Consider the following 26,666-nt stretch of genomic DNA (forward strand, 5'->3'; position numbering starts at 1 on the left):
CTCGCTATTTTGCTGGAACAGGACAGTCCATGTCTCCATCCGTGCATTTGAGGTATAGTTTCAATTCCTGAATACGGGATCGAGTTTTATTATAGAGGCAAGAATTCGAGATAAAAGGGTATGCTGTTCCACCTTGAACAGTCGAACTTGAGAAGTTGCATTCCGCGTCTCGAAATCCAATCCAGGCTTTTTGTGCAGCCACCAACAGTTTTGCGGTGTCCGGATCACCCTTTAATCGTCCTGCAATCTGCTTGTAGACCGAATTGAGTTCTCCGTCAGCTTTGGAATAAGCTTGCCCGGCACAAATATTCATGTCGGTCTGATTGGTCTTATCGCCACAGTTTTGCTGAGAATGTGCGAGTGAAATTCCTCCGAGAAATATGGCTGACGCCATAAACAGAACCTTCATTGCTTCTCTCTCCCTCTGAACAACGGATCAACGCCGACTCGGCAGTCATATCAAACTGAAACAGGATTGTTGAGCCAATCGGCCAGCGCAAAATTTGCTCTAGGCGAAACAAAGCACCGTATGCTCGCCAATCTGTGCATATCGCCATTTGTTCGTATGAACCTCATGCATCAGATCGCGATCAATCAGCTTACGGAACTTGGCCAATAGTTGGGGGTGCTCAGAATAGGTGGTTAGAAAGAGCTTGTTCTGAAAAATCAGAAATGGTGCAAGGCGGCGGTTTGCAACGCGCATATATTCAAAGAAGCCTTCCGAAACACTAGGCCAATGTGGACCGAGGAAATCATCAAGCAGGATGACGCCGCCGGGTACGATCATTTCCTGAGCGAGCGTCATATCATTGATTACATGCTTGACCGTATGACCGCCATCGACCGAAAAAAGTCGCACACCAGAGCTTTTTAGCCGTTGTCGGATGGTTGCCGGTGTAAATGACATGCTGTCAGCCGAAATTGCTGTGACCTGCCGCTTCAGGTGGGAAAAATAACTGTCGAGATGCTGGTTAAACATCGACAATGACCCTTTCCCGCTATGATCAAGATTTTTCTCCTGGTCGTCAAAAAGGTCGATGGCAATGCATTTCTCATTCGGTCTTGCTGTGGAAGCCATAAGGAAAAATAGTTTGCCGTGGTGCACACCGATTTCCACGATATCGCCAACAACATTATCTTCCAGCTGAATCTCCCTGATGAGCTTCAGAACATGGGGTACCCGGCTGCCTACCCAACCTTGGATGTTTATCCAAACATCTTTTAACGCGGTTCCAATTGGGTCGCTGTCATTCTCTACCGGAGTGTCGATGAATTCATCCCCCCTGCAATATGAAACTCCTGGAAACCTAGGAGCAATGATTGGGGGCAACAATACAAATCACGCCAGAAAAGCCCGGATGCAACGATTCCGGCGGAGCCCGAAGATGGCGTGGACAATTTTCCGGGAATTCGCCTATGTCGATCGAGCCTGCGGCATCCGAGGGCGATGGTTCATGATGATCGTCGTTCCCAAACGGGATGGCCTCTTACCCAGAGCAAAAGGTTGGAGGTGGCAGGGCCGATTAGTTGGTCGGCCCTATCGCGCATCATGACCGAAAAAATGCCAGAAGATCCGAGTTTATGATCTCGGCGTGTGTCGTCGGCATCCCGTGCGGAAAGCCTTCGTAGGTCTTCAGCGTCCCGTTCTTCAAAAGCTTTGCCGACAATGGTGCTGAATCAGCATAGGGCACAATCTGATCATCGTCGCCGTGCATCACAAGCACGGGAACCGTGATTTTCTTGAGGTCTTCGGTGAAATCGGTTTGCGAGAAAGCAACAATTCCATCGTAATGTGCCTTGGCACCACCCATCATTCCCTGACGCCACCAATTATTGATCACTGCATCCGAAGGTTTGGCGTTTGGCCGATTGTAGCCATAGAAGGGGCCCGCAGCCACGGCATGATAGAATTCACTACGGCCTGCAGCGAGCTGTGCTTGAAAACCATCAAATACATCTTTCGGCAAGCCATCCGGATTGGCATCGGTTTTCACCATGAGCGGTGGTACGGCACTTAGAATGGCTGCCTTTGCTACCCGAGCTTCGCCGTGGCGCGCGATATAGTGTACCACCTCACCGCCGCCAGTCGAATGCCCGACGTGAATGGCGTTTCTAAGGTCAAGTTTTTCCGTCAGTGCGGCAAGGTCATCGGCGTAGTGATCCATGTCGTGACCATCACCGACCTGAGCGGAGCGGCCGTGTCCGCGCCTATCATGTGCAATGACGCGAAAGCCATGATTCACGAAGAATATCATCTGTGCATCCCAGTCATCGGCCGAGAGTGGCCAACCGTGACTGAAGACAATAGGTTGGCCAGTGCCCCAGTCCTTATAGAATATCTCGACGCCGTCATTGGTGGTGATTGTAGACATTTGCTCTCCTTGACAAGGTTGAACGATCTCATGCTGTACTTCGCAACCTCGGTTGCGTTTGCCTACCTGCTGGCCGCACTCCCCAAAGTATTTTCATTGAGCGTAACATCAAACATATCGTCAGAAAATATTGCTCAAATAAGCATATTTGCTAAGTCAATTCAGCAAGATGAAGGTCATAACCTCAGTCATGCAGGCGGCGGAGTTCATTGTGAACGAGTGTCCGGGCACAGATACCGAAAGCTGGATATAGCCAAGCACACGCTCGTCAAATGTTATGATGGCAAAATGTCCCCCGGCGTTGCTCGCATGGCCTTTATTGAGGGGCCAAGGAAGCGGGCATTTACGTCGAAACGGCAGGCCGCCCGCCGCCTACCGGTAAGCTGGAAAAGTGGCGCAAAGGAAAGATGCGGCGCAGAGCTTAGCCATGCCTTCCCCGCCTATGTTGGCGGTTTTGAGAACTGCTCCGATGGATGATTGAGGGCTGGAAGCTGCAAATCAGGTCACCCTACAGTGGCGACAAAAACATAGCCCGTTGCGATCTGTGAGAATCAAAGATGCTTTGAAGGGCCTTTAAGGAGAACTTTAAGGCCCTTCAAAAAAAGCGTCTGTTCTAAAATCGGGTGGCAAAAAATCAGAAACGCGCGGCGCGCTACAGCTACAGCGTGGCGTGCTACAGTCATTTCACTATAACTTATTGAAATACCTACTCTTTAGGGGAATGGTAGCGAAGGAGGGATTCGAACCCCCGACACAAGGATTATGATTCCTCTGCTCTAACCTACTGAGCTACTTCGCCCCATATGTCTTGCGATCCGTAAATGGCTGCCTCATAAAGCTGACCTGGGAGCGCACTGTCATTCGCCGAAGACGGGCGACAGGGACGTGGGCGGATATATGTGGGTGGAATGGGCCTGTCAAGCAATCTTCTCTACCAGCAAGTCCAGAAATTGTCCGAAAACCGATTCATCACAGTTACCGTCTATGAAAAACCGGGAAAATCTATCCAATCGCGTTCCTTTTCGCCGTTGGTCACAACAATATTTACCATGCTTGTCCACTGTATGGGGTGAATTCTTTGGTAGCCATGTTTGCAACACTTGTGTTCGTTAGTTGCTCCAGATATTGCATGCGGACATGAACAAGGCTGAAAAGATGGCTCCACGAATTGCAGTGCTCGGTTGTGGTTATTGGGGCAGCAATCATATCCGTACGTTGAAAAGCCTCGGCGCGCTTTACGCCGTGGCTGATCAAAATAGCGATCGCGCTGCGGGCTTTGCTGCCGAGCAGGGTGTATTGCATATTGAGGTCGAAGACCTTTTCACTCATCCTGACGTTGATGCCATCGTCATGGCACTGCCGCCGCAGTTTCACGCTGCAGCCGCAATACGCGCCGTAAACAACGGTAAAGACGTTCTTGTCGAAAAGCCGATTGCCTTGACCGTGCCTGATGCGGAGGCAGCCGTGAAGGCTGCCCGCGATAATAATCGCATCTTCATGGTTGGCCATGTTCTTCGTTTTCATCCGGCCTTTGAGAAGTTGCTGGAATTGATCAAGGTCGGCGATCTTGGTGATGTTCGCTATATCCACTCGCACAGACTGGGTCTTGGAAAATTTCATACGGAAAATGATGCGCTATGGGATCTTGCGCCGCATGACTTGTCGATGATTCTTGCAATCACCGGCACCGAGCCATTGGAAGTGCGGGGCGAGGGTGCAGCGGTTCTGGATCATTTGAGTGATTTCGCCCATCTTCATCTGCGGTTTCCAAACAATGTGCGGGGGCATCTGTTTGCCTCGCGGCTTAATCCCTATCGCGAGCGCCGCTTGACGGTGGTCGGGACCAAGGCCATGGCAGTTTTCGACGATATGGAGCCGTGGGACCGCAAGCTGGCTGTCTACAAACATTCGATCTGGCAGGATAATGGCCAGTGGGCTTCGACCACGGAAGAGCCAAGCTATATCAAGGTCGCGCAAGGAATGCCGCTGACGCGCGAATGCCAAAGCTTCATTCACAGCATCCAAACGCGTGAAGAGCCGAAAACCGATGGCGAAGAGGCCGTTCGCGTCTTGCGTATCCTGACGGCAGGCACCGTGGCTCACAACAAGGCCGGCTAACCTTCCTTGCCCTCCGGGATCGGCGTTGTTAGAACGGCCACGCCTTGTTACAAGAAGAGGCAAACTTTGAACGGCAACATCTGGCGGTTGTCGATCCGCCCTTTTAAAGAGTTGCCTAGATCTCGCCCGCAATGGATTCGCGGGAAACTTTTATTGGAGCAATGATGCAGTTCATCGATCTCGGCGCACAGCGTGAACGGATTAGCGGCAAACTTGACGCGGCCATCGCTAAAGTGGTGCGTGAAGGCAAATATATTCTCGGTCCGGAAGTCGCCGAATTTGAGAAACGCCTGGCCGATTATATCGGCGTTGAACACGTCGTTGCCTGCGCTAACGGCACGGATGCGCTGCAAATTCCACTGATGGCCAAGGGCATTGGTCCTGGCGATGCGGTGTTTGTTCCAAGCTTTACCTTTGCTGCAACAGCCGAAGTTGTTGCATTGGTCGGTGCGGAGCCGGTGTTTATCGATGTCGATCCCGACACCTACAACATTAATGTTGAGCAATTACAGGCAGCGGTTGATGCGGTCCGGGCCGAAGGCCGGTTGCAGCCTAAGGCGGTTATTCCCGTTGACTTGTTTGGCCTGGCTGCGAATTACACCTCCATTTCGGCAGTCGCCGCCAAAGAAGGCCTGTTTGTTATCGAGGATGCTGCGCAGTCTATTGGCGGCAAACGTGACAATGCCATGTGCGGTGCCTTTGGAGACGTCGGCGCAACCAGTTTCTATCCGGCAAAGCCACTTGGTTGCTATGGCGATGGCGGCGCGATGTTTACCAATAATGGCGAGTTGGCCGAAATAATGCGGTCCGTGCTTTTCCACGGCAAAGGCGAAACCCAATATGACAATGTGCGCATCGGCCTGAACTCGCGACTGGATACGATTCAAGCGGCGATCCTCATCGAAAAACTGGCAATTCTTGAAGATGAGATGGAAACGCGGCAGGTTGTTGCCAAGCGCTATGCTGCAGGCTTGAAGGATATTGCCAAGGTTGCTGTCATGCCGGAAGGTTCGCGTTCAGCCTGGGCACAATATGCTATCGAAACTGAAAACCGTGATGGGCTGAAAGCACATCTGCAAGCGAACGGCATTCCTTCGGTTATTTATTACGTGAAGCCTCTGCATTTGCAGGATGCATATAAGCATTATGGCCGCGCACCGGGCGGGCTTCCGGTTTCAGAAACTTTGCCGAAGAATATACTCTGCCTGCCGATGCATCCTTATCTCAGCGCGGATGATCAAGACAGGATCATTGCTACAATCCGGGACTTTCATGAAAAAGGGGCCTGAGGCCCCAATTTCTCAAATATGATGATGTGATCAGGCGTGCAGGCTGCTCTGTGCGGCCAACTTCTTGAGCATAGCTTCGGCCTGTGGAGCGCGTTCCGAACGGCCGATGAAGCCGCCGCCATAAACGCGGGCTGTGTCGCTGTCGTCGGAATAAAGAACACAGGCCTGGCCCGGTGCAATACCGCTTTCGCCATCAACCAGTTCCACCCATGTTTCACCAGCCTGATGATGTAGAACTGCAGGGCGGGGCGGGCGTGTTGAACGCACTTTGGCATAAATTTCGACACCGTTTTCCGAGATGTCGGTCAATGCTTCATCGCCGAGCCAATTGACGTCGCGCAAATAGACTTTTCGGGTCTCAAGCGCTTCGCGTGGGCCAACGACCACGCGCGCATTGGCAGCGTCGAGATGCACGACATACAATGGATCGCCTGTGGCGACGCCAATTCCGCGACGCTGACCGATAGTGTAATGGACAATACCCTCATGCCGCCCAAGCACGCGGCCATCTATATGGACAATGTCGCCGGGATTTGCCGCTTCCGGCTTTAATTTCGAGATAATGTCGGAATATTTGCCTTGCGGGACAAAGCAGATGTCTTGGCTATCCTGCTTATTGGCAACGGTCAGGCCAAGTTCTTCGGCGATGGCACGCGTCTCCGCCTTGGTCAGTCCACCGAGTGGAAAGCGCAAATAATCGATTTGTTCCTGCGTTGTGGCGAACAGAAAATAGCTCTGGTCTTTATCGGTGTCTACGGGGCGGAACAGCGAGCGATGCGCACCATTTGCACGGCTGCGAATATAATGACCTGTTGCAAGGGCGTCGGCACCGAGGTCACGGGCTGTTTGCAACAGATCGGCAAACTTCACGGTCTGATTGCAGGACACGCATGGAATCGGCGTTTCGCCGCTAACATAGCTGGCAGCGAAGGGATCGATGACTGCTTCACGAAAGCGCGCTTCGTAATCGAGTACGTAGTGGGGGATGCCAATGCGCTCGGAAACCCTGCGCGCGTCTTCGATATCCTGGCCGGCACAACAGGAACCAGCACGGTGAGTCGAGGCGCCATGATCATAAAGTTGCAAGGTTACGCCAACAACGTCATAGCCCTGGCGTTTAAGAATGCCTGCGACAACAGAGGAATCCACGCCGCCGGACATGGCAACGACGATACGAGTGTCTTCCGGCCGAGCCGGTAGATCGAGACTGTTCAGTGTCATAAGCAATTCCAATTGGATGCAGCGGCATAAAAGCGCATGGCTGATGTCCGCTCTATATAGGTGAAATGGGAGAGCCTGCCAACAAGAACCGGCATCACAACTATTTTTTCCCGCGAAGTCTGTTTCGCCTGCTTGTCCGGAACTTTGATCAGCTGCTTGGCGGGTTCGGCTAAAGTTTAACAAAAACAATATGATTCCATTAACCGAAGTTACCAGAGAGTGACTACGTGTTTAGTCAATTATTAAAGCCCTGCATGTATTGTCAGCTGCGATAGGTCTTGAAGTTAAGTGTAGAGAGTACAATGACCGATCTTGTTCGACCGAGAGTAAAATATGTAATCGGCCCGGATGGCAGCCCGCTGACCATCGCCGATCTTCCACCCGCTAGCACGCGGCGTTGGGTAATTCGCCGCAAGGCCGAGGTGGTTGCCGCTGTACGCGGCGGTCTTCTCAGTCTTGAGGAAGCCTGCCAACGCTATACACTAACGGTGGAAGAGTTCCTGTCCTGGCAGTCGTCGATCTCGGATCACGGCTTGGCAGGTCTTCGAACGACCCGGATACAGCAATATCGTCATTAGATGATGGTGCCTATAAACGTGGAAAAGGCTGGTCTTCGGATCAGCCTTTTCCTTTTTGACCGATTTGCTTGTGTATCGTAGGGGCAGTCAGTCGCTAGTTTTCGGCATCCTTGAGCACAACGAAATGGGTGGCAACAGCCGAAAGTATGGCGGATATGGTGAAAAACCACAGGCCAGGTTGAGCAATCGCAGTGGCGAGGCCGCTGGTCTTGGCGCCGAAAATCACCAAAGCCACCAATAACACGTCCAACATTGACCATTTCGACAGGAACGCAACGGAATGGCGCCATTTGTGTCTTGCGGGGGTGGTCTGCAGAACCGTCATTTGAGCCACTCCAAGCTTTGTGATTGGCAAAACGACGGAAAAGAGTGCGACAATTATTGCGAGCAATTGATCGCCGCCGCCCCACAGGGATTGTATGATACCGAGCAGTGACGGGTTTTCTTCAAAGAAATACAGTTTACTGACATTCATCAGGGGCATGGTCAGACCGAGTGCCAATGTGAATATAGCAATAAACAGAAGTAACGGAACAATTGATCGCATTGACAACAGAGTTTCCAGTTAGCCTGTCAGGGCTATGGCACAGGATGGTTGCATCTATCCAGAGCAAAGCAATTTTCGGCAACGCCTGCGCCTTTAATTTCTGGCCGGACGTGAACAAACGCGATACAGACGTAATACAGTCTCGATAAGCACAGATATTGGATAGAAAATCATATGCGTACTAAAATCGGCTTTTTTCTGGTTTTCATTGGATTGGCAACCTCTGCCTTTGCTCTGGAGAGCGGTGCGCCACCGGTACTGAAGCCTTTGACTGAGCAGGCGCAAGCTGCGCATTTAAGCGCGCAATTTCTTATCCAATATCACTATAAGACTGTGCCACTGGGCGACGAGCTTTCCGAGAAAATCCTCAATCGCTATATCAAATCGCTTGATCCGGAGAAGTTTTTCTTCTCGCAAGCGGATATTGATGTCTTCAATGCCGATAAAGACAAGCTGGATGACGGTATTTATGGTGAGGATCTGACGATCCCTTTTACCATTTTCAACCTTTACGAACAGCGCGTGGTGGAACGTCTCAACTATGCTCGCGACTTGCTGAAGCAAAATTTCGATTTCAGCACCAAGGAAGATTTTCCAATTGTTCGTGACGATGAGGCATGGCCGAAGACCGAAGCAGAAAGTCGCGATCTATGGCGCAAGCGCGTCAAGAATGATTGGCTGCGTTTGAAGTTGGCTGGAAATGATGATGCAACCATCCGCAAAACGCTCGAAAAGCGTTACGCCAATTCGCTTTCCCGCGCCTACAAATACAAAAGTGAAGATGTTTTCCAGATATTCATGAATGCCTATACAAACTCAATAGAGCCTCATACGGACTATTTTGGACCTACGGCGGCGTCGGATTTTGATATTTCCATGCGTCTTTCGCTGGTAGGAATCGGCGCTGTCCTACAGGAGCGCGAAGAGTACACAACCATTCGCGAGCTGGTCGCAGGTGGTCCAGCTCAGCTATCCGGGCAATTGGGCGTGGGTGACAGAATCGTTGGCGTTGCACAGGGCAAGGACGGCGAAATGGTCGACGTTGTCGGAACGCCGCTTCCAGATGTGGTAAAACTCATCCGGGGCACAAAAGACACGGTGGTTCGTCTCAGCATATTTCCATCCGACGCCGGACCTGATGGCAAACATCGCGAGATCAGCCTTGTTCGCAATACCATTAACCTGGAGAAGCAGGCTGCGAAGAAGACCGTATTGCAGGTAAAGAATGGCGATGTGACCAATAAGGTTGGCGTCATTACCCTACCGACTTTCTACGAAGATTTCGATGCCCGCCGCAGAGGTGACAAGGATTACCGTAGCGCCAGTCGAGATGTTTCCAGACTGTTGACTGAACTGAAGAAAGAGCAGGTTGATAGTGTGATTATCGATTTGCGTAATAATGGCGGTGGGTCGCTGCCGCAAGCAATCGAGTTGACAGGGCTTTTTGTCGGCAAGGGGCCAGTCCTTCAGCAGCGCAACCATGAAGGCCAGATCAAGGTGAATGGTTCCGACACGCGTTCAGCAGCCTGGACAGGCCCGCTTGGCGTTCTGATCAATCGCGGATCGGCCTCCGCATCGGAAATCTTCGCAGCAGCAATACAGGATTATGGCCGTGGCATCATTATTGGTGAGCCTAGCTTTGGCAAAGGCACCGTACAAACCGTGGTCAATCTTGACGAAGAGGCCAACAATTCCAAGCCCGAATTCGGCGAACTGAAAATGACGGTCGCCCAGTTCTTTCGCATAAATGGCGGCACCACGCAGCTAAGGGGCGTCGTACCCGATATTAGTTTGCCGGGTTTTTCCGATCTCGAAAATTTGGGGGAGGCGAGCTATGACAATGCTCTGCCATGGCTTCAGATTAAAAAGGCTGATTATAAGCAGCTCGGTGACATTAAGGACCTGCTGCCCCAGGTGCAGACGTTACATAATGAGCGCGTGACAAAGGATAAGGATTTCCAACGTCTCGTGGAAGATGCGGCTGAACTCGAACGTCGTCGGAAACAAAAAGCGATCTCGCTGAACGAAACAGAACGACGTAATGAGCGCGAGCAGCAGTTGAGCCGTATCAAAGCCCGCGAGAAGGCTGATGGTGTGACACCGCTCGACGCGGCCTTTCAGGAAGACGGACTTCAGGCCAATGAGCGCAGCCTGAGCGCTGACATTGCAAGTGAGAAAGCATTGAAAAATGCCAAGGACGTTTTGCTCGAAGAATCTGCTCACATACTCGTGGACGTGACGGCGCTTACGAATGGCTCCTCAAGCACGGCAGGAAAAGCGGTAAAGCAATAGGTGCGCTCGCTCGAGACCCTCGGAGATTTGAATGTCTGAAAATATTAAGATTGAAAAGAAAGAGGCTGGAAGCGGCGGGCGCTATGTAGCCACACTGTCCGGCCATGAAGCGGAAATGGCCTATTCGCGGGCAAGTCCCAAGCTCATCATTATCGACCATACGGCCGTGCCCGATGCACTGCGTGGTCAGGGCGTTGGGCAGGCTTTGGCTTTACACGCAGTTGAAGATGCAAGGGCTGGCGGCTGGAAGATCATTCCGCTATGCCCATTCATGCGCGCCCAGTCGCTTAGGCACGAAGAATGGGCTGATGTCATTCAGCAAAAATGAGACGTTTTGATAGATTCGCGCGGGCTGCCGAATTCTATCAAAATGTCCCCGTCAACCGATCATTGCACGGCGGTCGGGCACGACAACTTCTTCGGCTTCTCTTGGCTTGCCATCACGCTGCTCGAGCGCTTCGGCCTTTGCCAATTCTTTTTCCGATTCCACAAGCGCAGCTTCCGCCTCATCTTTCTGATTCTTCAGGTCTCTGATCGATACAAAAAGATTATCGCGACGCTGACGTGCAGCTTTTGCGAAGGTCGGGTAGGCAAAATGCGTTGTGTCGGTGATGCCGGCTTTCGTCTCCTCAGACGTTATCTGTGCGTCTAGTTCGGCAGCCATACGTTCGAATTCACCCATCATCAGGTCGAGTTGGCCGAGTTGGCGGCGCTTCTCCTTAACCTGAAACAGCTTCAATCGTACTAAACCTTCATGCGACTTCATATTTACTACCCCCGTAACGCTTCACCAAAAGCTGGTACTCTGAGTGCTGTGAAACCCTTCCTGGCGCTCATCCAGCCCCATTCGACCCGAATCACTTGGGTAAAATGAAACAAAAACTTAAAGACAGGCCCGCTTGGTAACCTTTCCTTTACGTTCAGCATTAATCATACGCCTTAAGACTTAAAGCTCTGTAAACTGATGCATCAAGTTTTGAAGCGGCAAGTTTATTGAGTCGAATGAATCGCTTAGGTGGAAAACCTGATGCTTTGGCTGATGGTATTTTGGCGGCGAGTTGACCTTATGAATCAATGCAGTGTCTGCGATTTTTAATTTATGAGTCAAAGACACTTGCAAAGCGGAATTAGATTTTGTTAACCATTCGGTGGCAATCTTAACGTTATGGAAACGGCTTGTTTCGCGACCTGACTCGGGATTGCCTGACCTAGGGTTTTGGGCAACCCATTTCAGCGGCGGGAAAAGGGGAATGATATGCGGGTTCTTTTAATCGAAGATGATAGTGCAACGGCCCAGAGCATCGAATTGATGCTCAAGTCGGAAAGCTTCAATGTTTATACGACGGATCTGGGCGAAGAGGGTGTCGATCTCGGCAAGCTCTACGACTATGACATTATCCTCCTCGACCTCAATCTGCCGGACATGTCCGGTTATGAAGTCCTGAGGACCCTGCGTCTGTCGAAGGTAAAAACACCAATCCTTATCCTTTCCGGTATGGCTGGTATTGAGGACAAGGTGCGTGGTCTCGGCTTCGGCGCTGATGACTATATGACCAAGCCATTCCACAAGGATGAGCTGGTTGCTCGTATCCATGCAATCGTGCGCCGCTCAAAGGGCCATGCTCAATCGGTTATCACAACAGGTGATCTGATCGTAAACCTGGATGCAAAGACTGTAGAAGTCACAGGCCAGCGCGTTCACCTGACTGGTAAGGAGTACCAGATGCTGGAGCTTCTCTCGCTCCGCAAGGGTACGACACTTACCAAGGAAATGTTTCTCAACCATCTCTATGGCGGTATGGACGAGCCGGAATTAAAGATCATCGACGTCTTCATCTGCAAGCTGCGCAAGAAGCTCGACAACGCCTCCGGTGGTATCAATTACATCGAAACGGTCTGGGGTCGCGGTTATGTTCTTCGTGAACCGGATGCCGCTGATCTTCGCGAAATCGCCTGATCACTATAATTTAAAAAAAGGGGCTCCGCGAAAAGCGGAGCCCTTTTTATTTTTGATGCGCGCTCAATCTATTAAATCCAAACGTCATTCTGCGCTGTGCGCTGGCTGTCCAGGTCGCCGGTGTTGAGCACGCCGCGCGGTTCGATCAGCATCAGTTTCACTTCTTTTTCCGCGTAGGGTTTATGCTCTACGCCTTTTGGGACAACATACATCTCGCCCGCTCGCAATGTGACTGCGCCGTCGCGAAAATCGATGCGTAGCTCGCCTTCAAGCACGATGAACGTTTCATCGGTATCTTTATGATCGTGCCAGATAAAATCTCCCTCCAGCCGGGCGATTTTGAACTGGTAATCATTCATTTCAGCAATGACTTTGGGTTGCCACTGTTCGGAAAACAGCTCGAACTTGTGACTGAAGTTGATTGCTTGGCGGGATTGTAATGATGTGTCATTGCTCATGGTGGAGGCTCTCTGGCTGACGGGACATTATCGTAGCGCGTTTCCGGCGTTGGTCAGATCTTCGCCTTGGACGGATAAATAGTTTCTCCCCGTTCTAGCATGTCGACGAATTTTTCAATCCTGCTGGCACGTGTCTTTGCTTGTTTTGCGGTAAATATCCGGTGAAGAATGGCGTAGCGATTGGTTTTGTTGATCCGTTCGAAGAACTCCTTTGCAACCGGATTCAGATCAAGGGCCAATTGGAGGTCGTCCGGGACTTGTGCAGTGCTTGGGGGAGCATAGGCGGCGTCCCATCGGCCATCGGCTTTTGCCCGTTCGACTTCGGCCAATCCTGCTGACGTCATCCTGCCTTGTTCGATCAGCTCGGTGGCTTTTGAGCAGTTGCGTTGAGACCATTTGCTTTGAGCTTTGCGCGGCGTATAGCGCAAAAGCCAGAAATCGTCGTCGAATTTGTCGCTCTGACTGTCGATCCATCCATGACATAATGCGCTATCAATAGACTCTGCATGGGAAATGCTCGCCATACCGGCGTTCTTCTTGGCAAGCTTGAGCCAAAGCCCTTGCGAGGTACGAGGCTGTTCACTCAGCCAAGCTTCAAACTGTGCAGCTGAGTCAAACTGAATTATCGGAAGCTCAGATTTCGCTGGCATTTAGGTTCCAACTTCAATCGGCGGCATGATTTCTGCAAGCGATGCGCGGTTGAACGGTTTCAGCAAGTATCCTGCTGCTCCAGCGCGTTTTGCACGCATGATTCTGGTGATATCCATTTCCGGCAGGCAGAGATAGATTTTCGTGCTGTCGCCGCCAGGCAGTGCTCGAATTGTTTGGATTATTTCTGTTGCGGGCATATCGGTGAGCCCGTCATCCAAAATGATCATGTCCGGCATTTCGACACTGCATGCGGCCACGGTCCGGTAACCAGTATCAGCTGTCGTCACAACGACTTTGTCGCTGGAGATCAGACGGCCAGCGACTTTTCGCACCACAGGTGAGCCGTCAACGATCATACAACGCAGCATAAGTTCCCCCGAACCAGACAGCCATCTCAGCTATTCCGGTGGTGAACCTATAGGCCGCCCGTGAATAAACAGGCAAGCGGAATGGTAAATATTGAAATACCGCCGGATTTACCGGCGGCAACCCGTATGAGACTTAAGCGGCGGTAAAGATAATTTCTTCCGGTGTCGCATGGATGGAAATGGTCATGCCGGATTCTTGCGCCAACAAAAGCGTATAATAAGGTTGAACCGCGTGCGCATCGATTGCTTCTTCAGGAACTTTGCCGCTGTGAAGCTCAAGAAATTTCGGTGGCACGCGCAGCATCGGTCCGCGCGAGGTCAGAACAAAGCGTGGTTCGGTTTCCGGCGTCTGCAGGGAAACCGACAAGGTACCACCGCGTGGCAGAGCCGCATTGGCGATCAGGATGAGATTCAGCAGCAACTTAACTTTGTTCTTGGGCAAAAGAACGCGATTGCCCTCCCAGCTCAGTTCCGCTTTTTCGCCCTTCATATATTGTTCCGCAACATTGTGAGCGTCGCCTGTATCGATTTGTACTCCTGCCGATCCGGCAGCACCAAAAGCGATGCGGGCAAATTGCAGACGGGCAGAGGCACTGCGTGCGCTGGACTTGATAAGGTTCATCGCATCTTCGTCTGCGCCACCCTCTTCGAGCAGCTCAAGACCGTTGTTTATGGCTCCAACGGGCGAAATAATGTCGTGGCATATCCGGCTGGAAAGGAGCGCTCCAAGGTCAGTTGCCGAAAGGATGACGGGCAATGTCATAAGGGGTCTCCTGAAAATGAGCTTTATGGTTCTAAGTTCCCCGCGAATCAAAGCCGCGAATCACTTGGTTCTCGTGCTCTTCTGGATATAGAGGGCGGTGCGGATGGGCAAGAACGTCATGCAGCAGGATGAAAATGCCTAAAAAATGCAATTTTAACGAGCCATTGAAATGCCAAGATCAATTCATAAACTTTTATACAAGGTTTGCTGTCTTAAATAGGGTTAACGCAAACACAGATTTGCGAATCAGGCGTCGGACAATGAGCGAACACCAAAAGGAATTATTATGGCGTCTCTACTCTTGTCTTTGAATCGTGGCTTTCTCCTTCTCATGACCGTGGTGTCATTGTTTTTTGTGCAAGCGCAAGCAGCGCATGCTCAGAATACTTATACGATGGACGAAATCGTCAATTCCGGTCAGAGATTTTTCGGTTCGACCTCTGGCGGTCTGGCGACGGCCGTCGAGAAGGTTTTTCAAAGTTATGGTCTGCCGAATGGCTATGTCCTCGGCGAAGAAGGTTCAGGAGCGATTATCGGCGGTCTGACCTATGGCGAAGGCTCGCTCTATACGAAGAACGCAGGTGACCACAAAACCTTCTGGCAAGGTCCCTCCATCGGTTGGGATTTTGGTGGTCAGGGATCGCGCGTCATGATGCTTGTCTATAATCTTGACGATGTGCAAAGTCTCTATGGACGTTTCGTTGGCGTGGCCGGCTCTGCCTATCTCTTTGCAGGTGTCGGGTTCAATGTTCTTAAGCGCAATCAGGTCTTGCTGGTACCGATCCGGACCGGTGTTGGAGCGCGCCTGGGTGTCAATGTCGGCTATTTGAAGATTACCCCTTCAGCGACGTGGAACCCGTTTTGATTTCTTGAAAACGGCGTTTTGAAAGCCAAGGCGCGGGCAACCCAGTTCGCGCCTTTGTATTTTTAACACCTGACTGATAATAAGATTGTGTCGAGAAGACCTCTGACAGGACCCTATAGTGATCCAGACCGCGCTTTATTTTGCTCTTGGATTTCTGGCTGCCGTATTATTGGCATTGCTGGTAGTTCCGCCAATCTGGCGCCGTGCAACTTACTTAACTCGCAGACGCGTTGAAGCTGAAATACCCCTTACCCTGAATGAAATACAGGCGCAGCGTGATGGTTTGCGGGCTGAACACGCACTGGCTAACCGCAAGCTTGAACTTATGCTGGAGAATGCCAAGGAAAAGGCGGGACGGCTGCTTGCGGATGTGAGCGAAAAGGACAGGCTCGCAGCAAAGTTTGCGCAGGAGCTGGAGCAGCGCGAACAACGAATTTCCGAGCTAGAGGCGATATTGGCTTCGGATAAGGAAAACCTCAATAAATTGACAGCAGCAAGCGCGGCACAAGAAAAACTGCTGGAACAGCGTGCGGCAGAACTGGAACTGTTGCATCGCCGGTTGGCTGGTCTTGCGACGAATGCGGATAGTCTCAAGATAGATTTGGCCGCTCAATCGGCCCGTATCGATAATCTTTCTGATGACCTCAAGACCGCACGCAAAGACAAACGAGAAAGCGACGAACAGAAACGTAAGGCTGAAACAGAATTGAAAGCGCTACGCAGCTCGCTTGAGCAGGAAATCAGGCAAAGGTCTGAACTGGATAAACAAGCCAGCGCTCTTTTGCGGCAGCTTACAGATAGTGAAGCCAAACTTGCGCGACGTGAAAAAGATATCGAGCGTGTAAATGAGCGTTTGCGCAAGGTCCTTGCGGCAGAGAGAAAGCAGCCTGCAGTAACGGGCGAGGTGGCCCGGGGCAAACAGGCCTTTGTCCAGGCGCAAGAAGGCGATGTCTTGCGGGACCAGATGAACGATCTGGCTGCGCAAGTTATAGCAATGACTGCGAAGCTTGAGGGCTCAGAGTCGCTGATTAACGACTTGCTGGGTACGAGCAGCAATGGTTCGGAAGTGCGTGATGCGGATGGCAAGATTATTGTAAGTCTTGGCGATCGTATACGCGCGCTTCAGCAGGCCGCGTCACAAGCTGGCAAAGCGGCTGAGCCGCGATAAGGCAATCCCCGATGCGGTTGCAACATTAAGACTGTCGAAATCCGAAGACATGGGGATTCTGGCTGTTTGCAGTTGTTGCAAAAGGGCAGGAGGAAGACCTTCGCCTTCAGTCCCGAGCAAAAGCGCTGTTCTTTGTGCCGGCTGGACAGAGTTAATGCTGGTTAATCCGGAAGGACTGAGGCCAAAAAGTGTAAAGCCGGCATCCTGCAATGTCTCAATGATCGCCTCAATAGGGCCCTGCTGCGCGAAAGGAACCTTGAGTGTTGCCCCGACCGACACTCTTATCGCCTTGCGATAAAGCGGGTCGCAGCTGGTCTCGTCCATTATGACGCAATCTGCTTCAAAGGCTGCCGCGTTGCGGAAAATCGAACCCATATTATCATGATTGGATATGCCACAGAGCACAACGACCAAAGCCGTTGGGGAAAGCGTATCTATAAGGGCTTGCACGGATAGCGGGTTCATTCGCCTGCCAACAGCCAAGATTCCCCTGTGCATGGGGAAACCCGCAATCGCATCAATCGTAGTGCGAGAGACGCAATAAATCGGCACATCTGCTGGACATACGCGGATTTGGTCTTTGAGGCCCGCCAACCTGTTTTCAATGATCAGCAGAGATTCAATGGCGAACGACCTGTTGGCCAAGAGCACATTAAGGACGACCTTACCCTCTGCAATAAAGCGCCCCTCACGCCCCACCAGATCACGCTCCCTGACATTTCTATAGGGCGCAAGCCGCTCGTCCTCAGGACCAGCAATGCGGGTAATCCGCTGCTCCAGCCAAACGTCCGGATTAGCGTCGCTCACACCGGGGCCTGTTCCGCTGCTAGACCGGCGCGTGCCTGGCCAGCCATGCGCACCAATGTCATATGCATATCTTTTGCAGATTCCAGCGGCTTTTCAAAGAATATACGAGCCACTTCATCGCCATCCGCAATGTCAAACCCATCCGCATCAATACCGGTTATCCGCCATTTGCCATCCGGTAGCTTGGCATAATAACGGGCATATAAAGCGATCGCTTCAGCATGATCCTCGTTCATGTGATCGACAGCGTTCTTTTCTGCTTCAGCAAGTTCTGGGTTGACAGGGCTTAAGCTCAACCAATCCTTTGCTTCCAGTTGGTAAGCGCGTCCGAAACCACCATTCAATTTGGTATTTTCCGGTTCCAGCCGGAAAAACCGGAAATCGCCAAGGCCGACATAGAGTTTCGATTTGGGCAGGTGTGAAAGGTAGCGCCATTCAATACGGGCGTGTTCAGGAGTGCCTTTGACTATTTCCCGCGCTTTTGCAGAAATTGTCATCCGCGGATAGGCGAGGGGATCTCCCTTGCCAAGTTCACCAACCAAGAGCGAGCATCGCGGGTCGGCCAGCAAAGCAGGCGTATGAGCAGCAAGGGCAGAAACCAGGGTAATTGGAGTGCCGTCATGGTCTGTGGAAATGCCGATACGTGTTGCGATGGGGTTGCCGGTGTTTGGTTCCAGGGTTGCAATGACTGCATGTCGGGCGCTTCGCATCAAACGGCGTATAAGCCGGATCGCGCTGTCATCCATCTCACGCAAAACGTCCATCTTTTCGCTCACGTCATATCCTCAATCAGTCAGGAGCAAGTTTTTGCTCTGGGAATATCTGATTGATAAGAGGTGCAGCGAATTGGGACAAGTCCCGAAGTCTTATATCAGGCGGCGATTGCCTGATTATCATTGATCCCTGCATCTCTCATGCAGTCGGCAAGCAGATCAAGATCGACCGGTCCGATCGTGCAAAGGACTGGCGCGACATCCTCGGCTGCCACCTGCAATGACATCAATTCGCGCAGTGCGTCCATGAGTGATTCGCGCGTATCATATCGTGGTGGAGGAGAACGCATGAGCTTGCCCTTCGGACCTCATTTAGTTGCCCAAGATTAACTCGATAGTGGTAAACAAATTCTTAATTATGCCATTATTAGGATTTTCGTGCTATTGCATTGGATAAAATAAACGCATAATTTCAATTAGATAGATGTTGGATGTCCAGAATTGTATTTTGTTGCCATTGTTTGGCCCCAAATGACATCATTCTGTGCTCAACTTCACCAGCAGGAAAAACAGCGATGAGAATTGCTTCGTGATCGGCGGTAAGTGGAAAATCCACTCTGTAGCGGGAATTGTAACGGCGGCGGCGCTCATCAGCGGTTGCACAACACAGAACGCGCAGACCAGCAAGATCAAGCCGCAAGCGGCAACCTCGCAGACTACATCCGGTAATTACGCCTATACGCCCAAGGACAAAGAATGCCTTGAACGGGCAATGTTCTTTGAGTCCAACCGTTCAAGCCAAGATGGTCTGGTGGCTGTTGGAACAGTGGTTATGAACAGACTTGATGCGGGCAAATGGGGAAACTCCATATGCAGCGTTGTTGGACAGAAGGGACAGTTCGCCCCGGGCGTCTTGTCTCGTCCGATGACGTCATCGGCACTTCCGGACGTTCAGGCTGCGGCAGACGCTGTGCTGAAGGGCAAGCGTAACCCTCAGGTCAAGAACGCAATGTATTTTCACACTGCCGGTTTGCGGTTCCCTTACAAGAACATGCATTATACCGTCGTTGCTGGCGGAAATGCGTTTTACGAAAAGCGCGATCGTTATAATTCGGCAGAAATTGCTTCCAAGGAAGCAAGCCAAGCCATTGCCAATGCATATATTGCAAGCATGAGAACCTCCGGCGCAGGCAATGGTACGCAAGTGGCAAGCGCAGCGACGACCACCTCCACACCGACCTCTGGTCGCGTTGTGGCTACGCAGCAACCCGTACTGGTTGCGCAGGCTGACATCGTTCCACCGCAAATGGCGTTTGCTAGCGAGAAGGTTGCTGTTCCTGTTGATCCGCCTGTTGGGGCCATGGAGCACACATTGCAGGCACAGCAGCAGGCCGCACAGACGACACCAGGCGCCGCTCCGGCTGGAATATTGGCCTATGAGGCTCCGACCAGCAAAAGCGTAGATGCTATTGGTCAAATGCTCCTGGCTCAGGACAGACCTAACGCCTTGAAATAATAAAAAAGCACGCTCCGGCGTGCTTTTTTTATTATTGTACCCTGCTACAATAGCTCTTCAGGGTACCAGAAAATGATGGTCCCACTCATTGTGGGGAACCAACTGCCCAATCGCATACTGAAATGTCAGAATGGTCATATGATCGGGCGATGTCGAGCATGTGTATGACAGGTGATACCATTCGCCCTTACTGCGAAAGGCCGCACCCGTGGAGCGAATCTTGTCGCCGCTGATCTTGGGCTCGGCAAAAGCATAGGCCACCAATTCATCCGGAACCATTTTGGCCGGATCCTTGTGGATACGTTCCATTGCTTCCAGATCACAGCGCTGCTCAAGCCTTGTTTGCGGGTCCAGCCTTTCTAGCTCGTCGGCTGCGCTTTTATCCATTGCTGCGGCTGGAGCGGAAACCGCAATGGCAAGCAGAAAAGCACCAATAATTTTCATCAATTTGCTTTCCGGCGTAATCGCATGGCCCGTTGCGGGTCAAAGTTCTGTGAGATACCGCTGCATTTAAGACGGAATTGTGGAAATCAAAACCATTGGAACATTACAATTTTTTCATGAAGTGGGGGATTTTCGTCCCTTGTCTCCATTCGCTTCTATAAAGGAATAGATATAGGAGAAAGATGGTTGAGCGCGATTTGCCGGCTCAACCAAGCCTGCAACGCTGCCCAGCGAGGCTGCATAATTGTTGCAATTAAAGCCGAACATTCTCCAGAGCGGTGGATTGGCGAGATTGTAACGTACTTTGCCCAGTAATTGTTGATACTGGCTTTCAGTCAATGAAACGCGATAAGCGGCGCCGGTTGAAAAATGGCAGTCCGCATAGCTTGGCTTCAGTTCGGCCGGCATCGGAATGATTGCTCCGCCGTAAAGCCCGATCAAGCTGCCTTTTGGAAACAGCCCATTATACTGGCGTGTTACCGGGTTGCCTTGCGCGTCAAGACGTCCAAAGACCACATAAAGATGGCCGCTCGGTATTCCCGGCGAAAGACGTTGGCGAAACTCGATATAGGCGGGATCACCGGTCTTAGTGCGATTGGCGGTGAGCTTCACAGCGTTGCCATTGACGCTGCCATGCGCAGCACAGGTCAATTGCGGTATCTCTGCAGCATATGCCGAGACATTGCTTGCAGCGGTCGGCTGCGGTGACGATTGACACGCCGCAAGCGACAGTGAGACCACCAGAACCGGCAGTGTTTTTGCGAGTGACGAACAGGACAGCTTGATTTTACGCACGATGAAAACTTTCAGCCAATCAATAGATGTAGGGCAAGACACGCCAGGTGCGTGCACGATAGACGTCGTATTCTTCTGCAAAGGCTTCACTCATCATCGTTTCCTCTGGACCCACCCGTGAGAAGAACAGATAGCCAAATCCAACAATCCCTGCAAATCCTGCAATATAGTTAGGCAAGAGCAGTGCTTGTGCAATGGCAAGGCACCAGAATGCCGTATACATCGGATGCCTGACGTGTTTGTAGATTCCTGTTGTGATGAGTTTGTGATCCTGTTTCAGTTGCAATGATACTGACCACATTTTTCCGAGCGCTTTATGCGTAAGCCTGAAAAGCACAAGCGCGATTATCCCAACGATGATGCCGAGTGCAAGCAGCATTGGATGCCCAGGATAGGATGCAAATCTCGGGAATCCGGTAACAAGGTATATGCCTGGTATGATGCCAAGTCCCGTCAGCGATATGGCCATCCGCAGGGTATCTGCTCCCGGCCGGCGATCAACGGTGAGCCGGCTTCGGCGAGCGCGGCGATCAAAGGGCCGGCGCAACAAATACCAACCAACGACCAGAAACGCCCACAGAGCCTTTCCAGCTAAAGCAAGGCTTATCATGTAATGGCAGGCCCCACGATCTTGAGGCTGTCCTTGGAACAGAGAGTTTTCTCGCAGGGCAATCCGCCGCGGGCGGCGATATCTGCAAAACGTTGAGGCCCACAAAGAATTGCATGCCAGGAATAATGTGTCCGTTTATCTACACCAAATACGAACTGGCGGTGCACGCGGAAAAAGTCGCGCCGGATTGCCTTGTAAGTCTCGTCGCAAAGCTGGTGTCTGAAACGCACTTGCATAAGAACAGGTGATTTTCCTTTTGCAATATCGAGATCTCTGATCGGATCAGATTTGTAAAAGTTCATTGGGTCAGTCAGCGATTGGGCATCAATCCAGGTCGTATTGCTTTGTGCGACATTGGCCACACAATCTCGCAAGCGTGATGCAGCAGGATGTAGTGCGACTTTGAGTAGGCTGGAGCCCACGGTAAGTAGTCCGTAGCGTCGCGATTTATTGCGCTTCACCGCTTCATCTATAATCGGGAGTGCGCAAATTGCGCCCAAGCTATGGGCGGCAATAATAACCTCGGTATCGCTTGGAGCTTCACTGATCAATGACGCGGCATGACCGACGACTTTTTCCATCTTCGTCATAACGTCTGAGCGCTTTCCGCGTGCCATGTCGCGAGCAAATGTCCAGTCGTCCATGAGCAGCAAAAGATGTAATTTTGCAGCAGAAAACCACAGTAGACATATCCCAGCCAAAAGACTTGTCCCTGCCAAAACAAATGGGCTGTTCGGAAAGGCATCGTCGACCAAGTATCCCATGCCAATAGATGCAATCACAATGGCTGCAAGCACGAGCAGTGGATAAACAAAGAACAGCGCATAGCGCCAGCTTGTCATGATGAAGCGGAAAAATGTGCCACTGACGATAAAGTCGAGCAGTGCAAGCAGTCCGCTCAGCAGACGGACGGCCGGATTTCTGGAGGCGTAAAACAGCGTGATATCGCCAAGCCCGTAAAGCACGAAATCGGTATGAGCCGCCCAGTCATCACCCTTGGCATTCAAATTGAAGCGGCCCATGGCAACGCCGTCTTCGACAGCGCTGACAGATAGGGGGGAAGGCTCCGAGACGGTCATGTCGTAAACAGGCGCAGTTTTGCCTGCCTCGCGGACAAAGCGCCGATGGTGAGCCTCTACAGGCATATGCTCAAAGCCTGGCAGTAAAATCACCAGACGCTTGACGATCGTCATCCGCATCCTTTCCTCATCGCTTACCGATGATTGCGATCTACCTTACTTCGCTAACAAGGATTTTAGATGATCAGCGTTAACAGAACGTCGTCAGCGATAAGAAGTTGCAATAATTGGTAATGCAACTTCATTTTGGTGCCATGCGAATAGCTCCGTCAAGCCGGATCGTTTCTCCGTTTAGCATTGGGTTCTCGATAATATGCACAGCGAGCGATGCATACTCCTCTGGCTTACCAAGTCTTGAAGGGAAGGGAATGGATGCTGCAAGTGAATCCTGAACCTCCTGCGGCATTGCCAGCAGCATTGGCGTTGCGAAAATACCAGGAGCGATAGCCATAACGCGAATACCGAAGCGAGCAAGTTCCCGCGCTGCTGGCAGAGTAAGGCCTGCAATGCCGGCCTTGGAAGAGGCGTAGGCAGCCTGTCCGATTTGACCGTCGAATGCAGCGACCGAAGCGGTAGAGATAATCACACCGCGCTCGCCTGTTTCCAAGGGATCAAGCTTGGCGGCTGCATCTCCCACCAAGCGCAGCATATTGAACGAGCCGATAAGATTGACCTCGATCACGCGCCGGTAAAGCTCCAGATCATGCGGGCCATCTCGTCCGACAATACGTCCGGCATTTGCTATGCCAGCGCAATTGACGAGAACACGCGGTGTGCCAAATTTTTCGGTGACCTGACGCACCGCGCCTTCTGCATCGCTTGCACTGGAAACGTTGCAGCCGAGTGCAATGCCGCCGATTTCTTGCGCAACTTTCTGGGCAGCATCCAAATTAATGTCGAAAAGTGCCACCTTGGCGCCCTTTTCCGCAAAAAGCCGGGCCGTCGCTGCTCCAAGTCCAGATCCCCCGCCTGTTACAATAGCGGTATGTCCTTCAAGATTCATAATTTGCTCCCTTCCAGTGCAACGATTTCCTCAGCCGCTTACCATGGCAAGTGTGACGCCGATAGTCGCGCCCTTTGCTCATGTACGTAACTATGTGCCTTTGACTGTCAGAAATGTGAATGGACGGTTTTGTAGTGAAATTCACTATTTTTGCATTTATGTGGTCGAGTTTCCCCAGAATCGTGGATTATGGTTCTCCGGATGGGTTGACTGCGAATAAATCTGCTTGCATTGCGACATGGCAAAGGCTTCCATGCAGCTTCGGTTGCAGGCAAGGGGGCCGGCAACAAAAAAACCTCTGAAGGTGGAAAAACATGAAGACCTACAAGAAACTCATTGCGGCGACAGCGCTTGCAATGTTGACGGGTGGGCTGATGGCAGGTGGAGCCGCAGCTAAAACTTTCGTTTATTGCTCGGAAGCATCGCCGGAAGGCTTTGATCCCGGCCTCTATACGGGTGGTAACACCTATGATGCTTCGGCGCATACGGTTTATAATCGCCTTTTGGAATTCAAGGCTGGTACGACAGAAACCCAACCAGGTCTGGCCGAAAGCTGGACAATTTCTGATGATGGTTTGCAGTACACGTTCAAGATTCGTCCGGGCGTAAAGTTCCAGACTACAGAATTCTTCACGCCGACACGTGAACTCAACGCTGACGACGTGATTTTCTCCTATGAGCGCCAGTGGAAAGAAGACAGTCCCTGGAACAAGTATGTAACAGGTACGTCATGGGAATATTTTGCCGGCATGGGCTTCCCTGAGCTCCTGCAGTCGATTGAAAAAGTCGACGACATGACAGTGAAGTTCACACTGAAGCGCAAAGAGGCTCCGTTCCTCGCAAACGTTGCAATGCCATTCGCTTCGATCATGTCGAAGGAATATGCCGACAAGCTCCAGGCTGAAGGCAAGATGAACCAGCTTAACCAGATGCCTCTCGGCACCGGTCCTTTCTCGTTTGTCGCCTACCAGCAGGATGCCGTTATCCGTTTCAAGGCAAATCCTGACTACTGGAATGGCAAGCAGAAGATCGACGATCTGGTTTTCGCCATCACGACCGATGCTTCGGTTCGCTATCAGAAGCTCAAGGCTGGTGAATGCCATTTGATGCCTTATCCAAACCCAAGCGATGTGGCCGCGATGAAAGCGGATCCAGAGTTGAAGGTGATGGAGCAGGAAGGCTTGAACGTTGCCTACCTCGCGTACAACACACTGATTGCACCGTTCGACAAGGTTGAAGTACGCCACGCGCTCAACATGGCCATCAATAAGAAGGCAATCGTTGACGGCGTATTCCAGGGTCTGGCAACACCTGCCAAAAACCCGATCCCACCGACAATGTGGTCCTATAATGACGCCATTGAGGACGACAAGTACGATCCTGAAGCAGCCAAGAAAATGCTTGCAGATGCCGGTGTAAAGGATCTTTCCATGAAGATCTGGGCGATGCCAGTTTCACGCCCTTATATGCTCAACGCTCGCCGCGCTGCGGAATTGATGCAGTCTGATCTTGCAAAGATCGGCGTCAAGGCCGAGATCGTGTCTTATGAGTGGGCCGAATATTTGAACAAGTCCAAGGCAAAAGACCGCGATGGTGCTGCTATTCTCGGCTGGACCGGTGACAATGGCGATCCAGACAACTTCCTTGATACATTGCTTGGTTGCGAAGCCGTCGGCGGTAACAATCGTGCGCAATGGTGCAACAAGGAATTTGATGCCCTGGTGAAGAAAGCCAAGGTTACAACAGACGTTGCAGAGCGCACAAAGCTCTATGAAGAGGCGCAGGTCGTGTTCAAAAAGGAAGCTCCTTGGAACACGCTTGATCACTCCCTGTCGATCGTACCGATGCGCAAGGGTGTTGAAGGCTTCCATCAGAGCCCGCTTGGTGACTTCGCCTTCGACGGCGTAGACATTACCGAGTAAGAGCTGAAAACTTGTAGGAAGGGCGTCCGTCAGGCGGGCGCCCTTTTTTCTTCCGAGCAAAAATGCGTTAAGGCAGCCGGAAGCACCGCCACCGATTGTGGCTGGAAGGTTCGATATGTTCAGATTTATTATGGGACGCGTGGCGGTTATGGCCCTGACTTTTGTCGGTGTATCCATCATCGCTTTTTCCTTTATTCGCATGCTTCCGGGCGATCCGGTTGCGTTGCTTTCAGGCGAACGTGTCATGTCGCCAGAACGTCATGCAGCTATTTCGCGCGATCTTGGCTTCGACCAGCCGATCATCGTTCAATATTTCGATTATCTTCGGGGTATTCTGCACGGTGATTTCGGGACATCGATTGTTACCAAGCAGCCGGTTGTCGAACAGTTTTTCAATCTGTTTCCAGCAACGCTTGAGCTTTCAATTTGCGCAATTCTTTTTGCGGTTTTGCTTGGCATTCCAGCTGGTGTTTTCGCAGCGATCAAGCGCGGTTCCTTTCTCGATCAGTCAATCATGGGAACTGCCCTGATAGGCTTCTCGATGCCCATCTTCTGGTGGGGTCTGCTGCTGATCATGCTCGTATCCAACACATTGCACTGGACGCCTGTATCTGGCCGCATCTCACTGATGTTCTTTTTCCCGCCAGTGACCGGATTCATGCTGATCGATTCACTGATTTCTGGACAGTCGGGTGCTTTCAAATCAGCCGTCAGCCACTTGATCCTGCCAACGATTGTGCTCGGCACTATTCCGCTGGCGGTTATCGCGCGTCAAACGCGTTCCGCAATGCTCGAAGTATTGTCCGAGGATTATGTGCGCACCGCTCGTGCCAAAGGCCTGGCTCCATTGCGCGTTATCGGTATTCACGCGCTGCGAAATGCCATGATCCCGGTTGTTACAACCATCGGTCTCCAAGTTGGCGTCATGCTGGCCGGAGCAATCCTGACAGAGACGATTTTCTCTTGGCCGGGTATCGGAAAATGGTTGGTCGATTCCGTCAGCCGCCGCGACTATGCGGTAATTCAGGGCGCTTTGCTCATCATCGCCGCCACCATCATGTTGGTCAATCTCGCTGTCGACTTGCTCTACGGCCTGATCAATCCGCGCATTCGACATTGAGGGGATAGAT

Annotated in this window: 30 protein-coding genes and 1 tRNA gene; 12 read left to right on the forward strand and 19 right to left on the reverse strand. The window is 51.6% G+C overall.

Annotated elements, in window-relative coordinates; translation table 11 throughout:
- Positions 1-4: 4 nt before the first annotated feature.
- The 3 genes from V9K92_RS16165 to V9K92_RS16175 all read right to left on the reverse strand — a co-directional run bounded on the left by V9K92_RS16165 (position 5) and on the right by V9K92_RS16175 (position 2,372).
- Entirely contained in the window at positions 5-409 is a 405-nt protein-coding gene (locus tag V9K92_RS16165) for a lysozyme inhibitor LprI family protein (protein WP_307279718.1), read from the reverse strand.
- A gap of 99 nt (positions 410-508) precedes the next feature.
- Positions 509-1,117, reverse strand: a complete 609-nt coding sequence (locus tag V9K92_RS16170) for a class I SAM-dependent methyltransferase (RefSeq protein ID WP_337354435.1) — start codon at positions 1,115-1,117, stop codon at positions 509-511.
- Positions 1,118-1,547: 430 nt separating this feature from the next.
- Positions 1,548-2,372, reverse strand: coding sequence for an alpha/beta fold hydrolase (locus tag V9K92_RS16175; protein WP_337354436.1), 825 nt, complete (start codon positions 2,370-2,372; stop codon positions 1,548-1,550).
- Positions 2,373-2,390: 18 nt separating this feature from the next.
- Between V9K92_RS16175 and V9K92_RS16180 the strand changes: the two genes are divergently transcribed.
- Complete coding sequence (locus tag V9K92_RS16180; protein WP_337354437.1) at positions 2,391-2,849, forward strand: hypothetical protein; 459 nt, start codon at positions 2,391-2,393, stop codon at positions 2,847-2,849.
- Between the two features lie 245 nt (positions 2,850-3,094).
- Here V9K92_RS16180 and V9K92_RS16185 read toward each other — a convergent pair.
- Positions 3,095-3,171: transfer RNA gene (locus V9K92_RS16185), tRNA-Met, on the reverse strand.
- A 356-nt stretch (positions 3,172-3,527) separates the two neighbouring features.
- On the opposite strand from V9K92_RS16185, the gene V9K92_RS16190 reads away from it, so the two are divergent.
- On the forward strand, positions 3,528-4,490 hold the full coding sequence (locus V9K92_RS16190) for a Gfo/Idh/MocA family protein (protein ID WP_115053217.1): 963 nt from the start codon (positions 3,528-3,530) through the stop codon (positions 4,488-4,490).
- Between the two features lie 164 nt (positions 4,491-4,654).
- Positions 4,655-5,779: a DegT/DnrJ/EryC1/StrS family aminotransferase gene (locus V9K92_RS16195; protein ID WP_307286208.1), complete on the forward strand. Its 1,125-nt coding sequence runs from the start codon at positions 4,655-4,657 to the stop codon at positions 5,777-5,779.
- Positions 5,780-5,809: 30 nt separating this feature from the next.
- Here the strand turns inward: V9K92_RS16195 and mnmA are convergent, their stop codons facing one another.
- Positions 5,810-7,000 (reverse strand): tRNA 2-thiouridine(34) synthase MnmA, encoded by a 1,191-nt coding sequence (gene mnmA / locus V9K92_RS16200; protein WP_337354438.1) that lies wholly within the window; start codon positions 6,998-7,000, stop codon positions 5,810-5,812.
- A 302-nt stretch (positions 7,001-7,302) separates the two neighbouring features.
- Between mnmA and sciP the strand changes: the two genes are divergently transcribed.
- The gene (sciP, locus tag V9K92_RS16205; protein WP_008124404.1) at positions 7,303-7,578 is read left to right on the forward strand and encodes a CtrA inhibitor SciP; all 276 of its coding nucleotides are present in this window, start codon (positions 7,303-7,305) and stop codon (positions 7,576-7,578) included.
- A 94-nt stretch (positions 7,579-7,672) separates the two neighbouring features.
- On the opposite strand, the gene V9K92_RS16210 is transcribed toward sciP, so the two are convergent.
- Positions 7,673-8,125: a paraquat-inducible protein A gene (locus V9K92_RS16210; protein ID WP_337354439.1), complete on the reverse strand. Its 453-nt coding sequence runs from the start codon at positions 8,123-8,125 to the stop codon at positions 7,673-7,675.
- A gap of 174 nt (positions 8,126-8,299) precedes the next feature.
- Here V9K92_RS16210 and V9K92_RS16215 point away from each other — a divergent pair, with 174 nt between their 5' ends.
- Entirely contained in the window at positions 8,300-10,417 is a 2,118-nt protein-coding gene (locus V9K92_RS16215; protein WP_115052348.1) for a carboxy terminal-processing peptidase, read from the forward strand.
- Between the two features lie 31 nt (positions 10,418-10,448).
- Positions 10,449-10,745 carry a GNAT family N-acetyltransferase gene (locus V9K92_RS16220; protein WP_115052349.1) on the forward strand — a complete coding sequence of 99 codons (297 nt, stop codon included), beginning with the start codon at positions 10,449-10,451 and terminating at the stop codon, positions 10,743-10,745.
- A 51-nt stretch (positions 10,746-10,796) separates the two neighbouring features.
- Here V9K92_RS16220 and V9K92_RS16225 read toward each other — a convergent pair whose 3' ends face one another.
- Positions 10,797-11,183: a flagellar export protein FliJ gene (locus V9K92_RS16225; RefSeq protein WP_115052350.1), complete on the reverse strand. Its 387-nt coding sequence runs from the start codon at positions 11,181-11,183 to the stop codon at positions 10,797-10,799.
- Positions 11,184-11,672: 489 nt separating this feature from the next.
- Here V9K92_RS16225 and ctrA point away from each other — a divergent pair, with 489 nt between their 5' ends.
- Positions 11,673-12,374, forward strand: coding sequence for a response regulator transcription factor CtrA (gene ctrA / locus V9K92_RS16230; RefSeq protein WP_008124398.1), 702 nt, complete (start codon positions 11,673-11,675; stop codon positions 12,372-12,374).
- A 71-nt stretch (positions 12,375-12,445) separates the two neighbouring features.
- Here the strand turns inward: ctrA and V9K92_RS16235 are convergent, their stop codons facing one another.
- The 4 genes from V9K92_RS16235 to chpT form a co-directional block, all read right to left on the reverse strand.
- Positions 12,446-12,832 (reverse strand): cupin domain-containing protein, encoded by a 387-nt coding sequence (locus tag V9K92_RS16235; RefSeq protein WP_337354440.1) that lies wholly within the window; start codon positions 12,830-12,832, stop codon positions 12,446-12,448.
- Positions 12,833-12,885: 53 nt separating this feature from the next.
- Positions 12,886-13,482, reverse strand: coding sequence for a YdeI/OmpD-associated family protein (locus tag V9K92_RS16240; protein ID WP_336439677.1), 597 nt, complete (start codon positions 13,480-13,482; stop codon positions 12,886-12,888).
- The gene (locus tag V9K92_RS16245) at positions 13,483-13,851 is read right to left on the reverse strand and encodes a response regulator (RefSeq protein WP_337354441.1); all 369 of its coding nucleotides are present in this window, start codon (positions 13,849-13,851) and stop codon (positions 13,483-13,485) included.
- A gap of 133 nt (positions 13,852-13,984) precedes the next feature.
- Positions 13,985-14,614 (reverse strand): histidine phosphotransferase ChpT, encoded by a 630-nt coding sequence (gene chpT / locus V9K92_RS16250; protein WP_115052354.1) that lies wholly within the window; start codon positions 14,612-14,614, stop codon positions 13,985-13,987.
- A 331-nt stretch (positions 14,615-14,945) separates the two neighbouring features.
- Between chpT and V9K92_RS16255 the strand changes: the two genes are divergently transcribed.
- Positions 14,946-15,479, forward strand: a complete 534-nt coding sequence (locus V9K92_RS16255) for a DUF1134 domain-containing protein (RefSeq protein ID WP_307286202.1) — start codon at positions 14,946-14,948, stop codon at positions 15,477-15,479.
- Positions 15,480-15,597: 118 nt separating this feature from the next.
- Positions 15,598-16,647, forward strand: coding sequence for a hypothetical protein (locus V9K92_RS16260; protein WP_337354442.1), 1,050 nt, complete (start codon positions 15,598-15,600; stop codon positions 16,645-16,647).
- Here V9K92_RS16260 and V9K92_RS16265 read toward each other — a convergent pair.
- From V9K92_RS16265 to V9K92_RS16275, 3 genes are all read right to left on the reverse strand, one after another.
- A complete protein-coding gene (locus tag V9K92_RS16265) occupies positions 16,615-17,427 on the reverse strand; it encodes a TrmH family RNA methyltransferase (protein ID WP_337354774.1) in 813 nt (270 codons plus the stop codon). The genes V9K92_RS16260 and V9K92_RS16265 overlap by 33 nt on opposite strands.
- A 23-nt stretch (positions 17,428-17,450) precedes the next feature.
- Positions 17,451-18,230: a HugZ family pyridoxamine 5'-phosphate oxidase gene (locus V9K92_RS16270; protein WP_115052357.1), complete on the reverse strand. Its 780-nt coding sequence runs from the start codon at positions 18,228-18,230 to the stop codon at positions 17,451-17,453.
- Positions 18,231-18,325: 95 nt separating this feature from the next.
- Positions 18,326-18,517: a hypothetical protein gene (locus tag V9K92_RS16275; protein WP_115052358.1), complete on the reverse strand. Its 192-nt coding sequence runs from the start codon at positions 18,515-18,517 to the stop codon at positions 18,326-18,328.
- A 239-nt stretch (positions 18,518-18,756) separates the two neighbouring features.
- Here V9K92_RS16275 and V9K92_RS16280 point away from each other — a divergent pair, with 239 nt between their 5' ends.
- Positions 18,757-19,683, forward strand: coding sequence for a cell wall hydrolase (locus tag V9K92_RS16280; RefSeq protein ID WP_337354443.1), 927 nt, complete (start codon positions 18,757-18,759; stop codon positions 19,681-19,683).
- A 57-nt stretch (positions 19,684-19,740) separates the two neighbouring features.
- Here the strand turns inward: V9K92_RS16280 and V9K92_RS16285 are convergent, their stop codons facing one another.
- The 5 genes from V9K92_RS16285 to V9K92_RS16305 form a co-directional block, all read right to left on the reverse strand.
- On the reverse strand, positions 19,741-20,127 hold the full coding sequence (locus V9K92_RS16285) for a DUF930 domain-containing protein (RefSeq protein ID WP_115052360.1): 387 nt from the start codon (positions 20,125-20,127) through the stop codon (positions 19,741-19,743).
- A 114-nt stretch (positions 20,128-20,241) separates the two neighbouring features.
- Positions 20,242-21,012, reverse strand: coding sequence for a hypothetical protein (locus tag V9K92_RS16290; RefSeq protein WP_162802457.1), 771 nt, complete (start codon positions 21,010-21,012; stop codon positions 20,242-20,244).
- The gene (locus tag V9K92_RS16295) at positions 20,942-21,532 is read right to left on the reverse strand and encodes a protein-S-isoprenylcysteine O-methyltransferase (RefSeq protein WP_336439681.1); all 591 of its coding nucleotides are present in this window, start codon (positions 21,530-21,532) and stop codon (positions 20,942-20,944) included. Before V9K92_RS16295 ends, V9K92_RS16290 begins: the two co-directional genes overlap by 71 nt.
- Positions 21,529-22,725 (reverse strand): hypothetical protein, encoded by a 1,197-nt coding sequence (locus V9K92_RS16300; protein ID WP_337354444.1) that lies wholly within the window; start codon positions 22,723-22,725, stop codon positions 21,529-21,531. Before V9K92_RS16300 ends, V9K92_RS16295 begins: the two co-directional genes overlap by 4 nt.
- Before the next feature lie 127 nt (positions 22,726-22,852).
- A complete protein-coding gene (locus V9K92_RS16305) occupies positions 22,853-23,614 on the reverse strand; it encodes a 3-hydroxyacyl-CoA dehydrogenase (protein ID WP_115052364.1) in 762 nt (253 codons plus the stop codon).
- 314 nt (positions 23,615-23,928) lie between these two features.
- Between V9K92_RS16305 and V9K92_RS16310 the strand changes: the two genes are divergently transcribed.
- Together V9K92_RS16310 and V9K92_RS16315 are read left to right on the forward strand one after the other, a co-directional pair.
- Positions 23,929-25,536: an ABC transporter substrate-binding protein gene (locus V9K92_RS16310; RefSeq protein ID WP_115052365.1), complete on the forward strand. Its 1,608-nt coding sequence runs from the start codon at positions 23,929-23,931 to the stop codon at positions 25,534-25,536.
- Between the two features lie 115 nt (positions 25,537-25,651).
- Positions 25,652-26,656: an ABC transporter permease subunit gene (locus V9K92_RS16315; RefSeq protein WP_115052366.1), complete on the forward strand. Its 1,005-nt coding sequence runs from the start codon at positions 25,652-25,654 to the stop codon at positions 26,654-26,656.
- The last annotated feature ends 10 nt before the right edge of the window (positions 26,657-26,666 follow it).

The sequence above is a fragment of the Phyllobacterium sp. CCNWLW109 genome, from assembly GCF_037203905.1.
Classification (GTDB): domain Bacteria; phylum Pseudomonadota; class Alphaproteobacteria; order Rhizobiales; family Rhizobiaceae; genus Phyllobacterium; species Phyllobacterium ifriqiyense.